The organism is Arthrobacter cavernae, assembly GCF_017368795.1.
GTDB classification, from domain to species: Bacteria; Actinomycetota; Actinomycetes; order Actinomycetales; family Micrococcaceae; genus Arthrobacter; species Arthrobacter cavernae.
Genome location: NZ_JAFNLL010000024.1, coordinates 56,870 through 70,220, shown reverse-complemented (window position 1 = coordinate 70,220; position 13,351 = coordinate 56,870). Strand labels below are relative to the sequence as shown.

The following is a 13,351-nucleotide window of genomic DNA, read 5'->3' as shown; positions in this document are numbered from 1 at the left end:
GATCCCGCAGCCGCACCGCCTCGCCGAGCGCGGCTGGTAGGTCTCACTTCTGGGCGCCGGACGGCGCTGATCCTTGGCGGCAATCGGCTCTAGCTCCTTTGTCTTAATAAGAGAGACTGCCGAGGCTCCATAGACGAGGCGCCTCGGCGCCGAGTTTGTGGAGAAGCAGTCGAACGCGCTGCCGGATTGCCATTGCCCTCGGCTTGAGGTGCTTTGGTTATGAACGACGCCGGGCGGTCACCTTCTTGGGTGACCGCCCGGCGTCGTTGTTTTGGGGAAAGTTACTCGAGCCCTCGGCGTTTCAGCAGCGGCTCCAGCCTGGCGTCGCGGCCGCGGAACGTCCGGAACGAGTCCAGCGGGTCCCGGCTGTTGCCGCGGGCCAGCAGCTCCGTGCGGAAACGGTCCCCGTTCTCCCGGCTCAGTCCGCCGTTTTCGGTGAACCATTCGACGGTGTCGGCATCCAGGACTTCGCTCCAGATGTAGGAGTAGTACCCGGCGGCGTATCCGGCGCCCGCGAAGATGTGCTGGAAGTAACCGGTCCGATAGCGGGGCGGGATCAGGCTGTGGGCCACGCCCGCCGCAGCGAGCGCCTTGGCCTCAAACGCCGCCGCGTCGGCGGGCACGTCCTCGGCCGCCAGGACATGCCAGGCGAGGTCGAGCAGCGCGGCCCCCAGGTATTCGGTGGTGGCGAAGCCCTCGCCCCACAGCCGGGACTCGTTCAGCCTGTCCACCACATCCTGCGGCAGCGGCTCGCCGGTGGCGTGGTGCCGTGCATAGTTGGCCAGGACCTCCGGCCACATGATCCACATTTCATTGACCTGGGAAGGGTATTCGACAAAGTCCCGGGGCACGGAGGTGCCCGAGAAGCGCGGGTACGTGACATCGGAAAACAAGCCGTGCAGGGCGTGTCCGAACTCGTGGAAGACCGTCCGGACCTCATCAAGGGTCAGCAGCGTGGGCTCACCCGCGGGCGGCTTCGAAATGTTGAGGTTGTTGATGACCACGGCCTTGGTGCCCAGCAAGGAAGACTGTTCCACGAGTGAATTCATCCAGGCGCCGCCCCGCTTGGTTTCCCGCGTGTAGTAGTCGCCCAGGAACAGGCCGAGCTCCGAGCCGTCGGCGTTGCGGACTTCCCAGACCCGGACGTCGGGGTGGTACCCGGCCAGATCCGCGCGTTCGTGGAACGTGATCCCGTACAGGGACGTCGCCGCGTAGAAGACGCCGTCGCGCAATACCTTGTCCAGGCTGAAGTAGGGCCGGATCGCCTGTTCATCCACCGCGTAGCGTTCGCGGCGGACCTTGGCGGAGTAGTACGACCAGTCCCAGGCTTCGAGAGGGTGGCCGGCGGTCTCCGCCAAGGCGGCGGCTTCCGCGTCGGCGTTCCGGACGGCGGCGGGTGCCAGGCGGTCCATCATGGCCTGTACGGCTCCGAAGTCCGGGGCCGTCTGCCGGTCCACGGTCAGTTCGGCGTAGTTGGCAAAGCCGAGCAGCGTGGCCTTCTCCGCCCGCAGCCGGGCCATGGACGTCACCAGTTCGAGGACGTCCAGGCTGCCGCCGGCACTGCCACGGGCGAGCGAGGCCTCGTAGAGGCGGCGGCGCACTTCCCGGTTTTCCAGGGCGGACATGGCCGGCTGGTTGCTCGGCTGGATCAGGGTGAGCAGGTACTTGCCCTCGTGCCCTGCCGTCCGGGCGGCCTCAGCGGCGCTGGCGACGTCGTCGGCCGGCAGCCCTGCCAGCTCGGCGGCGTCGTCCAGCAGCAGGGCCGAGGATTTCATGGCCTCCTTGACCCGCTGGCCGAACTCGGTACCCAGCCGGGACAGCTCGGCGTTGATGCCCTTGAGCCGTTCCTGGCCGGCGTCATCCAACTGGATGCCGGACTGGCGGAATTCCTTGAGGTATTCCTCCACCAAGCGCGTAGATTCACTGTCCAGCCCGGAGACATCGATCGCTGCAAAGCGCTCGAACAGTGCCCGGTCCATGTACACGGCATCCTGGTGCGCCGAAAACTTCGGCGAGAGCTCGGTCTCCAGTTCCCTGATGGCGTCCGTGGCGTCCGCAGAGACCAGTGTGTAGAAGGAAGCCGCGGCGCGTTCGAGCAGGCGTCCCGCCCGTTCCATGGCCACGGCTGTGTTCTCAAAGGTGGCAGCCTCGGATTGTCCGGTAATGGCCTGGATTTCAGCAAGGTGCTCGGCGAGACCGGCGCCTACGGCTTCGGCGTAGTGGGCATCTTCGATCCCGGCGAATGGAGGAAGCCCGAACGGCAGGGGACTGGGACTCAGGAGAGGATTGGTCATGAAGTGACTCTTTCACGTAAGAATCCGGCTCTCAATGGCGGCGCGCGCAAAGTGTCGTAGCCACCCCCGTAGGATGGCTGGCATGCGTCTCCCCTTGACTTTCCACCGGCCAACGACGGCGTCACGCACCGCGGCGGCCCTGGCCGCCTTGGCTCTGGCAGCGTCCCTGGTGTCCTGCGGGGTGGTAGCGGACCCCGATGCCAACAGCTCCTCCAGAGCGGCCGCCCCGGTGACCCAAAGCCCGACGCCCACGCCGACCCCCACGCCGACGCCCGGCAAGGGGCCGGCCTGCCCGGAGCTGCGCTGCACCTCCATCACCGTCACCGGCGACATGCTGGTGCACACGCAGCTGTGGCAGCAGGCGCGGCAGGATGCAGCCGCCGCAGGGCAGCCCGGCTACACCTTCGTGCCCCTTCTGGAAGGCCAGCGCCGCTACATCCGCAACAGCGACCTCGGCGTCTGCCACCAGGAAACGCCCGTTGCCGGGCCTGAGGGTCCGTTCTCCGCCTACCCTTCGTTCAACGTGCCGCCGCAGATCATCGCAGCCTCCAAGGACGTCGGCTACCAGGCCTGCACCACGGCCAGCAACCACACCATCGACCGGGGCACGGCCGGCCTGCTCCGCACTTTGGACGCCCTGGATGCCGCAGGCCTCAAGCACACTGGCTCCTACCGTACGGAAGCAGCTTCCAAGGAAGTGCTCATGCTGAAGACCGATGCGGCAACCGTGGCCGTCATTATCGGCACGTATGGCCACAACGGACAGATCCCGGAGTACCCGTGGCTGGTTGACGAACTGGATCCTGCGGCAATGATTGCGAAGGCCACGCAAGCGCGGGCGCTCGGTGCGGATATCGTGCTCGGTGTCATGCACGCCGGCGACGAATACGCGAGCGAGGCCAACGCCCAGCAGCAGGAAGTTGCCCATGCCCTCGTGGACAGCGGCCAGTTCACCATGATTTACGGGCACCACACACACTCGGTGCTGCCGATCGAGAACTACAAGGGCACCTGGATTGTGTACGGCCTCGGCAACGGCGTCACCGAGCTCTCGCCTTGGTACGTGGTCAACAACGAGGGCCTGCTGGTCCGCGCCCAGTTCAGCCAGAACGCAGCAGGAGTCTGGAAGGCCTCGGACCTGGCGTGGGCGCCGTCTGTCATTGTCCGCGACCCGTACCGCTGGTGCTCGGTGGCCAGCGATGCACCGCAGGGCGTCTGTGCCACGCCGGCGGCCGACGCCGAAACCCGTCTGCGCACCAAGACGGTGGTCGAATCCATGGGAGCGGCCACGGCCGGAGCCCACGAGCTCCTCATCACCAAGGAGAAATAGCCGGGCTTTGAGTCCCGGCGGAGTCCCGGGGGTCTACCGCGGGCGGCGGGCCGCGTGTTCGCGCGCGAGGCGGGCGTAACCGTCGTCGGGCGTTCCGGGCACAAAGGTGCCGTACTTGCGTTCGACGGCGGTCCGGATCAGGAAGTCTGCGATGGCCGGGTTCTTGGGCAGCAGCGATCCGTGCAAGTAGCTGGCGACGACGTTGCGGTAGCGGGCGCCTTCATGCCCGTCCTTGCTGTTGTTGCCTGCACCCCTTGAGACGCTGCCAAGGGGTTCGACGCCGGGACCCAGCGTGGTCTGTCCGCTGTGGTTCTCGTAGCCGAGGATTTCGCCGAACTCGGGGGAGTTGAGCGTGACGTTGCCGATGAGGCGCTCATCCGTGCCGTTGGTTTCGACGTCCAGGATGCCGATGCCCGGGATGACCGGGCCGGCGCTGGTCTTGAAGAACTTGCCGAACAGCTGGTAGAGGCCGCAGATAACCAGCATGGGCGTGCCGTCCGTGGCCAACTGCCGCAGGGTCTCGCCGCGTGCCTGCAGATCGTCCTGGATCAGCAGTTGCCCGCTGTCCTGGCCGCCGCCGCCCACAATGACGTCCACGTCCTCCGGGAATTCGTCGCCCACGTTGTATTCGATCAGTTCCGGGGTGTAGCCGTGCCAGCGGAGCCGCTGCTGCAGGACCAGGGCGTTGCCCCAGTCGCCGTAGATGTTCATTTCGCGCGGGTACAGCTGGAGCACGCGGATGGTGCCCTTCCCGGGCTGTGCCGTGGTGTCGGGCCGTGCTGCGGTGTCGGGCTGTGCTGTGGCCCCGGGCTGTGCTGTGGTGTCGTCTGCCGGGGTCATGAGACCACCTCTACTGTGGTGATTTTGGCGAGTTCGCGGCGGATCGCCAGCATGGACGTGTAGGTGCAGAAAATCCGCTTGGGTTTGCCCTGCGAGCCCCGGATGAAGGCTGCCAGCGCCGCAGGGATGTCCGTGTCCACGGCGCCGATCCGCACCTCGTCATACTGCAGGCGCAGTGCCATGTCGTAGGCGCGCACCCCGGTGAGGACCTCCACGCCGTCTTCCCGCAGGGAGTCGAACTCAACGTCCCACAGCCAGGACATGTCCCGGCCGTCGGCGTAGTTGTCATTGATGGCGATCATGGAGGCGTAGCCCTTGGCCGGGAAGGACTTCAGGCCGAGCCGGAAACCGCTCGGGTTCTTGACCAGCACCAGCTCGAGCGGCTGGCCGTCCACGGTCAGGCTCTCGCCGCGGCCGAACGCCGGGGCCACCTCGGAGAGCGCCTTGACCAGCTTGGTGGTGTCCGTGCTGCCCGTGCCGGCGATGGCCCGTGCCAAGGCCAGTGCGGCGGCGGCGTTGAAGATGTTGTACACGCCGCGCAGCTTCATGTGCGTGGTGATGGTTGCGCCGTCGAACTCGAAATCGGCGTCTTCGGCACCCACCCGGCGGAGCACGACGTCGGCCTCAGGGGCGGTAGGAACGGCGACGGCGGGAATGGCAGCAGCGGTGCCGGCTACGTGAGCGGTGGCCGCCCCGTGCGCCGTAGCGGCGTGCGGGGCACGCATGTCGTCGTCGTTGGGGAACGTGCTCCGGAGCGATTCATCCAGGCCGAAGTAGAGGACTTCGGGTCCGGTCACTGTGGCCGCAATCCGGGCCACGCGCGGGTCCTCGCGGTTCAGGACAACGGTGCCGCTGGTCTTGGCAGCAATGTGCTGCAGGAGCCGGGCGGTCTTGTCGATCTCGCCGAAACGGTCCAACTGGTCACGCAGCACGTTGAGCAGCAGGCTGAAGCGCGGGGGGACCTGGTTGACGAAGTGCACCGCGTGCGCCTCGTCCAGTTCCAGCACCGCGACGTCGGCATCCAGCCGGCCGCGCCAGTCCACCTCGCCCAGCAAGGAGGCGGCAACGCCGCGGGTGAAGTTGCTGCCGGTCCGGTTGGTGAAGACCTTCAGTCCCTGGCTCTCGAGCAGTTCCACCACCATTTTGGTGGTGGTTGTCTTGCCGTTGGTGCCGCTGACCACAGCCACGCCCTGGGGGAGCATGGCCAGCGTGCGCTGCATGAAGCCGGGGTCGATTTTTTCGACCACCAGGCCGGGCAAAGCCGAGCCTCCGCCGCGGAGCCTGGACAGTGCACGGACCAGCTTGCCGAGCGGAACGCTGAAGGAAAACATGTTCTGTAATATATCCCAGTTGAGGCATGGACCCCGGCCCGGAGCCGGCCCCGGGCCTACTGCGCGCACGCCGGCCGCGGCAGGCGCATTATGATGGTCAAATGACCAACCCCCTTTCCAACGCGTATTCGCGCGTGGGTGCAGGCCTGCGGATCGGCGTCCTGGCGCTGCAAGGCGACTTCCGCGAGCACCTCCACGCCGTGGAAGACGCGGGCGCCACCGGCGTGGGCATCCGCCGCCCGGCCGAGCTCGACGACGTCGACGGCCTGATTATCCCCGGTGGCGAATCCACCACGATCGACAAGCTGTCCCGCATCTTCGAGCTGGCCGATCCGATCCGCAAGCGCATCGCCGACGGCCTGCCCGTGTACGGCTCCTGCGCGGGCATGATCCTGCTGGCCCACGACATCGCGGACCCGGCCAAGGACCTTGCCGGCAACCCCCAGCAGACCTTCGGCGGCCTGGACATCACCGTCCGCCGCAATGCCTTCGGCCGACAGCGCGAGTCCTTTGAAACGGACCTGGACTTCAAGGGCCTTGACTTCAGCGCGGGCGAGAACGGCGTGGACCCCGTTCACGCCGTGTTCATCCGCGGCCCCTGGGTGGAGCGCGTCGGCCCCAGCGTGGAAATCCTGGCCCAGGTGGACCCTGCCCACGCCAGCCACACCGCGACGTTGCACGGGTTGGCTAGAATTGTTGCAGTGCGTTCCGGTCATTTGCTGGCCACCTCCTTCCATCCGGAAGTGACGGGCGAGAAGCGCGTGCATGAACTCTTTATTCGAATGATCAGAGGAGAAGCGTAAAGCATGTCAGGCCACTCCAAATGGGCAACCACCAAGCATAAGAAGGCCATCCTCGACAGCCGCCGGGCCAAGTCGTTCGCCAAGCTGATCAAGAACATCGAAGTTGCGGCACGCATGGGCGGACCGGACCTGGCCGGCAACCCGGGCCTGGAACTGGCCGTCACCAAGGCCAAGAAGACCTCCGTCCCGGCCGACAACATCGACCGCGCCATCAAGCGCGGCGCCGGCCTCACCGGCGAGGTCGTCGATTACACCGAGATCATGTACGAATGCCGCGGCCCGCAGGGCTCGGCGCTGCTGATCGAATGCCTCACGGACAACAGGAACCGCGCCGCTTCGGAAGTCCGTCTCGCCATCTCCCGCAACGGCGGCACCATCGCCGACCCCGGCTCCGTCAGCTACCTCTTCAGCCGCAAGGGCGTCGTGAACCTGCCCAAGAACGGGCTGAGCGAGGACGACCTCCTGATGGCCGTGCTGGACGCAGGCGCGGAGGAAGTCAAGGACAGCGGCGAGAACTGGGAAATCCACTCGGAGCCCCAGGACCTGCAGGCGATCCGCGACGCGCTCAAGGAAGCCGGCATCGACTACGAATCCGACGAAGCCGAATTCGTGCCCTCGATGCAGGTGCCGCTGGACCTCGACGGCGCTAAGAAGTTCATGAAGCTCGTGGACGCCCTCGAGGACCTCGACGACGTCCAGAACGTGTACACCAACGCGGACATGAGCGAGGAAGTCCAGGCTGCGCTCGAAGCCGAGTAGCACACTCATTGCGGCAGAAGCTGGCAACAAACAGGGAGGCCCGGACTTGACTCTTCGCGTATTGGGAGTCGATCCGGGCCTCACCCGTTGCGGCATCGGCGTGGTGGACGTTGAACGGAACCGCCGTGCCACCATGGTCGCCGTGGGGGTGGTGGGCACCTCGGCCGGGCAGACTCTGGACAGGCGCCTCCTGGTCATTGCCGAGGCCATCGACGAATGGCTGGACCTGTACAAGCCGGACGTCGTCGCTGTCGAACGCGTTTTCTCCCAGATGAATGTCAGCACCGTCATGGGGGTGGCGCAGGCCTCCGGCGTGGTCATCGCTGCAGCCGCGCGCCGCGGCCTCCCGGTGGCGCTCCACACGCCGTCGGAAGTCAAGGCGGCCGTGACCGGCAGCGGATCGGCCAACAAGGACTCCGTCACCAAGCTGGTGACTAAGATCCTGCGGCTCGATGCCCCGCCCAAGCCCGCCGACGCCGCGGACGCCCTCGCCCTGGCCCTGACGCATGCCTGGCGTGCCGGCAGCGGGGCGGCCGCATCTGCCACAGGCCCGGGGAAGGACTCCCTGACCCCGGCCCAGCGGGCCTGGGCCGAAGCCGAAGCGAAAGCGCGCCGCGGGCGCTGAATCAGCGCTGCTCTTGCTAGTCTGTTCGTAGATATGTTCGGATAGTCCGCCCCTGCTGCTTCCTGCTTGCCGGAGGGTGGACGGTACTTCAGGAGCCGGGTCTTGATCAGTTTTCTCCGCGGAACCGTGGCACACGTTGGTCTGTCGACGGCGGTCATCGACCTCAACGGTGCCGGAATGAGCGTCTTCGCGACGCCGCAGACCCTGGGCCACCTGAAGCTCGGCGAGGAAGCGAAACTCTTCACCTCCCTGATCGTCCGGGAAGACTCGCTGACCCTTTTCGGCTTTGCCGACGACGACGAACGGGAAGTTTTCGACGTCCTGCTCAGTGTGAGCGGCGTGGGGCCGCGCCTGGCGCTTGCCGTGCTGGCCGTCCACGAACCCGAGGCCATCCGCGTGGCCGCGCACACCGGCGACAGCAAGACCTTCACCAAGGTTCCGGGCATCGGCCCCAAGGTAGCGGGCCGCATTGTGCTCGAACTCGCCGGTAAGCTCGTGCCGCACGGCACCGGCGCCGCCCCAACTCCGGCGCTTTCTGCGGAGACGGTCTGGAAACCGCAGGTCGTCGCCGCGATGACCAGCCTGGGCTGGTCCGAGAAAGATGCCACCGGCAGCATCGACAAGGCGCTGGCGGATTCCCCCGGGTTGGCAGAGGACGGCAACGTCGCCCAGATCCTGCGGGCCACCCTGCGCTGGCTGGGCCAGGACGGTGCCCGTGCGGGGAACCGGGTAGGCAGCCGTGGCTGAGCCGTCCCTTGTAGGCGGGGGGGAAGAGCCGGAGGAACGCGCCATCGAGGCGGCACTGCGGCCCAAGAACCTGCACGACTTCGTGGGCCAGCACCGGGTCCGCAAGCAGCTTTCCCTGGTTCTCGAGGCATCCCGCATGCGCGGGCGCAGCGCGGACCACGTGCTGTTTTCCGGGCCTCCGGGCCTGGGCAAGACCACGCTCGCCATGATCGTCGCCTCGGAAATGAATGCGCCGCTGCGCATCAGCAGCGGCCCCGCCATCCAGCACGCCGGTGACCTGGCCGCCATCCTGTCCTCGCTTTCGGAGGGGGAAGTGCTCTTCCTGGACGAGATCCACCGGATGTCCCGGCCCGCCGAGGAAATGCTCTACATGGCCATGGAAGACTTCCGCGTGGACATCGTGGTGGGCAAGGGCGCCGGCGCCACCGCCATCCCGCTGGAACTTCCCCCGTTCACCCTGGTAGGGGCCACCACCCGGGCCGGGCTCCTTCCCGGGCCGCTGCGCGACCGCTTCGGGTTCACCGGCCACCTTGAGTTCTACTCCGTCGCGGAACTGGAGCTGGTGCTGCGCCGATCGGCCGGACTTCTGGACCTGAAGGTCAACTCTGCGGGGTTCAGCGAAATCGCGGGCCGCTCCCGGGGGACCCCCCGCATAGCGAACCGCCTGCTGCGGCGTGTCCGTGACTGGGCCCTGGTGCACGGCATAGAGCAGATCGATTCCCATTCGGCGTCCGCCGCGCTGGACATGTACGAGGTCGACAAGCGGGGGCTTGACCGCCTGGACCGCTCCGTCTTGGAAGCCCTCATCACCAAGTTCAACGGCGGACCGGTGGGCCTGTCCACCCTGGCGATCGCTGTCGGCGAAGAACCCGAAACGGTGGAAACCGTCGCCGAGCCCTACCTTGTCAGGGAAGGCCTCCTCGGCCGGACCCCGAGGGGACGGATTGCCATGGCCCCGGCCTGGACCCACCTCGGCTATGCCGTGCCGGCCGGCGTTTTCGGCCAGGAAGCACTGGCCCTCTTCGCGGAAGAGGAAACGGAAGCCGAAACAGCCGACACCGGCCGCTAACACCTTGTGTCCAGCTTTTCCCTCTAGACTGGTATGACACTCGGCACGTCCGAGTCCTTGGATCTGTGCACCGCCCTGCGGAGCAGCATGCGGCCGGCGGGCAACGCCTCACAGCCGCAGGGTCCGCCGGGACGATGCCGCGAACCAGAAACGTAAGTACAGAACGGAACTTCCCTGTGGACCCAATGACCATACTGCTGTTCGTCATGCTTGGACTTTTTGTCTTCATGATGTTCCGCCGCAACAAGAAGACCCAGCAGCAGCAGGCCACGCTGCAGTCCAAGTTTGCCCCCGGAGTGGACGTCATGACCAGCTTCGGGCTGTTCGGACGCATCGTCTCGATGGACGAGGCCGAGAATAAAGTCGTTCTCGAACTGTCTCCCGGCAACCAGGCCACCGTGCACCGCCAGGCCGTGACCAAGATCATCGAGCCCACCGAGGCAGCCCCGGTGGTTCCGGACGACGCGTCCTCCCTCACGGGTTCCGAGGCTGAGGCTCCGGCCACTCCTGAAACGCCTGCCTCCTCCGAGACCCCGGACGAGACCATCGCGCGCCCCAACGGTGAGGACAAGAAGGACAGCTAGACCGTAAGCCGCGGGAACACCGCGCGAACAACCTCTACGGCAGCGGACCGCCGCCGGCAGGCGCTCACCAGCGCCCGCCGGCGGCCGTTCCGGCATCAACAGGAAGATCGATAATGGCACGGACCGGCCCCAAAAACACAGCCCGCAGGGTGCTGACATGGCTTGGAGCAATTTTCGTTGTACTGACAGCAGTCCTGGGCGGCGGCGTCATCTCGGGTCACGCGAGCTGGGCGCCCAAGCTGGCCCTGGACCTTGAAGGCGGCACCCAGATGATCCTGGCGCCCAAGGTTGAGGGCTCGGGGGACATCAATGAGGAGCAGCTGAACCAGGCCGTTGCCATCATCCGCCAGCGCGTGGACGGTTCCGGTGTTGCCGAAGCCGAAATCAGCACCCAGTCCGGCCGCAACGTGGTGGTGAGCCTCCCGGGAACTCCTTCCAGGGAAACCCGCGCGCTGATCCAGGCCTCGGCGGACATGAACTTCCGTCCGGTCATTGCCGTCGGTGACGGCGCTGCCATTCCCGTTGAGTCCCGCACTCCGGAGGACCAGCTGCCCGTGCCCGCCGCGGCGCCCACCAATGCGAGCGACTCGAACTGGGTCACCGCCGACGTCGTGAAGGCCTTCGAGGCCCTGGACTGCGTGAATCCTGCGACGGACAGGCAGGAGCGCTCCGACCCGGCCAAGCCGCTGGTGAGCTGCGAGCCTTCCACCGGCCTGAAGTACATCCTCGGTCCCGTTGAGGTCAAGGGCCAGGACATCACTGAATCTTCCTTCAGCCAGGTGCAGGGCGCCCAAGGATCGGTCACCAACGCCTGGGGCGTCAACATCGTTTTCAACGGTGATGCCGCTTCCAAGTTCAAGGCCGTCACCGAGCGCCTGAACCAGTTCTACATCGCTGCCGGCGGCGAGATCGGCAACGACCCCAAGTCCCAGTTCGCCATCGTCCTGGACGACCAGGTCATTTCGGCGCCGCGTTCCCTTGCTGTCATCACCGACGGCCGTCCGCAGATCACGGGCAACTTCACCCAGGCATCGGCCAAGGCGCTCTCCGACCAGCTGCGCTACGGTGCACTGCCGATCAGCTTTGAAATCCAGTCCGAGCAGCAGATTTCGGCCACGCTCGGTGGCGAACAGCTCCGCCTCGGCCTGCTGGCCGGCCTGATCGGCCTCCTGCTGGTGGTTGTCTACTCGCTGTTCCAGTACCGGGCGCTGGGCTTGGTCACCATTGCCTCCCTCGTGGTGGCCGGTGCCCTGACGTACCTGGCCATTGCCATCCTTGGCTGGACCGAGAACTACCGCCTCTCACTGGCCGGTGTCGCCGGCCTGATCGTGGCCATCGGCCAGACTGCGGACTCCTTCATCGTCTACTTCGAACGCATCCGCGACGAACTGCGTGAGGGGCGCGGCCTCGTGTCCGCCGTCGAGAACGGCTGGAAGCGTGCCAAGCGCACGGTCCTGGCCTCCAAGGCCGTCAACCTGCTGGCGGCACTGGTGCTGTACTTCGTGGCCGTGGGCAACGTGCGTGGCTTCGCCTTCACCCTGGGCCTGACCGCCGTGGCCGACCTCCTGGTCGTGTTCATCTTCACCCACCCTGTGCTGCAGCTGCTCGCCCGCACCAAGTTCTTCGGCGATGGCCACCGGTTCTCGGGCCTTTCCCCGGACCGCCTGGGCGCCGTGCCCCTGTACCGCGGTGCCGGCCGGCTCCGCACACCCACGGAGAAGCCCGCCGTGGTCCGTGCCCGCAACACCGGTGCCGTGGCTGAGGCCGAACGCCGCATGACCATTGCCGAACGGCGCCTTGCTGAAAAGCAGGGCCAGCTGGCCGGTTCTTCCAACGGCACCAAGGAGGAGAAGTAATGACATCGAGCTTCGCAACCTTCGGCAATGAGCTCTACACGGGCAAGCGCTCGTACAACTTTGTTGCCGCCAAGAAGATCTGGTTCATCATCGCCGCCGTCGCCGTGGCCGTGTCCATTTTGGTTCCCGCCGTCAAGGGAGGATTCAACCTGGGCATCGAATTCCGCGGCGGCTCCGAATTCACCGTCTCCAACGTGAAGACCACCTCGGCTGCGCTCGGCGAAAAGGCCGTCCATGACGTGGTTTCCGGTGCCGTGCCCCGCGTCGCCAACGTGGCAGGCACCACCATGCGCATCCAGACGGACAAGCTGAGCGAGGACGAGACCATCCGGGTCAAGGAAGGCCTCACCAGCGCCTACGGCGTCACCGACAACGAGGTCACCTCGACCTTCATCGGACCCACCTGGGGACAGGACGTGACCAAGCAGGCCCTGATCGGCCTGATGGTCTTTGTCGGCCTCGCCGCCGTGCTCATGGCCCTGTACTTCCGGACCTGGAAGATGTCGCTTTCCGCCCTCGTGGGCATGCTCGTCACGATGTTCACCACGGCCGGCGTCTACGCCCTCAGCGACTTCGAAGTGACGCCGTCGGCGATCATCGGCTTCCTGACCGTCCTGAGCTACTCGCTGTACGACACCGTGGTGGTCTTCGACAAGATCCGCGAGAACACTGCGGACGTCACCACCTCCAGCCGGCGCACCTTCGCCGAAGAAGTCAACCTCGCCGTCAACCAGACGCTGGTCCGGTCCATCAACACCATGATGGTCGCCGTCCTGCCGGTTGCCGCGATCCTCTTCATCGGAGCCGGACTCCTCGGCGCCGGCACCCTGCGTGACCTCTCGCTGGCACTGTTTGTGGGCATCCTGATCGGCACCGCCGCCACGATCTTCATCGCGGCCCCGCTCTACGCCTGGCTGCGGCAGGGCGAGCCGGAGCTGGTCAAGCAGGCCAAGAAGGTGGCCCAGCGCCGTGCGGATGCTGCCTCCGAGGCAGCCACCGTCTAGCGGACACCGCAATGCAAGGGCCGGCCCCCGCCACCACGGCGGGGCCGGCCCTTGCCGTTGGCGCGTTCGTCATGGTGCCGTCCGGTTGTTGGAGTGTTAACCTGCGGGA

12 protein-coding genes are annotated in these 13,351 nt (G+C 66.4%); 9 read left to right on the top strand and 3 right to left on the bottom strand.

The window, feature by feature from the left end:
- Positions 1-281: 281 nt before the first annotated feature.
- Complete coding sequence (locus J1902_RS10875) at positions 282-2,294, bottom strand: M3 family metallopeptidase (RefSeq protein ID WP_207616272.1); 2,013 nt, start codon at positions 2,292-2,294, stop codon at positions 282-284.
- Positions 2,295-2,376: 82 nt separating this feature from the next.
- Between J1902_RS10875 and J1902_RS10870 the strand changes: the two genes are divergently transcribed.
- Positions 2,377-3,624, top strand: coding sequence for a CapA family protein (locus J1902_RS10870; RefSeq protein WP_242701880.1), 1,248 nt, complete (start codon positions 2,377-2,379; stop codon positions 3,622-3,624).
- A gap of 33 nt (positions 3,625-3,657) precedes the next feature.
- Here J1902_RS10870 and J1902_RS10865 read toward each other — a convergent pair whose 3' ends face one another.
- On the bottom strand, positions 3,658-4,464 hold the full coding sequence (locus J1902_RS10865) for a type 1 glutamine amidotransferase (RefSeq protein ID WP_207616271.1): 807 nt from the start codon (positions 4,462-4,464) through the stop codon (positions 3,658-3,660).
- Positions 4,461-5,795 (bottom strand): Mur ligase family protein, encoded by a 1,335-nt coding sequence (locus J1902_RS10860; RefSeq protein ID WP_207616270.1) that lies wholly within the window; start codon positions 5,793-5,795, stop codon positions 4,461-4,463. Before J1902_RS10860 ends, J1902_RS10865 begins: the two co-directional genes overlap by 4 nt.
- A 101-nt stretch (positions 5,796-5,896) precedes the next feature.
- Between J1902_RS10860 and pdxT the strand changes: the two genes are divergently transcribed.
- The 8 genes from pdxT (at position 5,897) to secF (ending at position 13,242) form a co-directional block, all read left to right on the top strand.
- The gene (gene pdxT, locus J1902_RS10855; RefSeq protein ID WP_207616269.1) at positions 5,897-6,598 is read left to right on the top strand and encodes a pyridoxal 5'-phosphate synthase glutaminase subunit PdxT; all 702 of its coding nucleotides are present in this window, start codon (positions 5,897-5,899) and stop codon (positions 6,596-6,598) included.
- A 3-nt stretch (positions 6,599-6,601) separates the two neighbouring features.
- The gene (locus J1902_RS10850) at positions 6,602-7,357 is read left to right on the top strand and encodes a YebC/PmpR family DNA-binding transcriptional regulator (RefSeq protein WP_207616268.1); all 756 of its coding nucleotides are present in this window, start codon (positions 6,602-6,604) and stop codon (positions 7,355-7,357) included.
- A gap of 46 nt (positions 7,358-7,403) precedes the next feature.
- The gene (gene ruvC, locus J1902_RS10845) at positions 7,404-7,982 is read left to right on the top strand and encodes a crossover junction endodeoxyribonuclease RuvC (RefSeq protein WP_207616267.1); all 579 of its coding nucleotides are present in this window, start codon (positions 7,404-7,406) and stop codon (positions 7,980-7,982) included.
- Positions 7,983-8,084: 102 nt separating this feature from the next.
- Complete coding sequence (gene ruvA, locus J1902_RS10840; RefSeq protein ID WP_207616266.1) at positions 8,085-8,729, top strand: Holliday junction branch migration protein RuvA; 645 nt, start codon at positions 8,085-8,087, stop codon at positions 8,727-8,729.
- Positions 8,722-9,798, top strand: a complete 1,077-nt coding sequence (gene ruvB, locus J1902_RS10835; RefSeq protein WP_207616265.1) for a Holliday junction branch migration DNA helicase RuvB — start codon at positions 8,722-8,724, stop codon at positions 9,796-9,798. Before ruvA ends, ruvB begins: the two co-directional genes overlap by 8 nt.
- Positions 9,799-9,983: 185 nt before the next feature.
- Complete coding sequence (gene yajC / locus J1902_RS10830; protein ID WP_207616278.1) at positions 9,984-10,382, top strand: preprotein translocase subunit YajC; 399 nt, start codon at positions 9,984-9,986, stop codon at positions 10,380-10,382.
- Positions 10,383-10,495: 113 nt separating this feature from the next.
- Entirely contained in the window at positions 10,496-12,238 is a 1,743-nt protein-coding gene (secD, locus tag J1902_RS10825) for a protein translocase subunit SecD (protein ID WP_207616264.1), read from the top strand.
- Positions 12,238-13,242 (top strand): protein translocase subunit SecF, encoded by a 1,005-nt coding sequence (secF, locus tag J1902_RS10820; RefSeq protein ID WP_207616263.1) that lies wholly within the window; start codon positions 12,238-12,240, stop codon positions 13,240-13,242. The genes secD and secF overlap by 1 nt, the downstream gene beginning before the upstream one ends.
- The last annotated feature ends 109 nt before the right edge of the window (positions 13,243-13,351 follow it).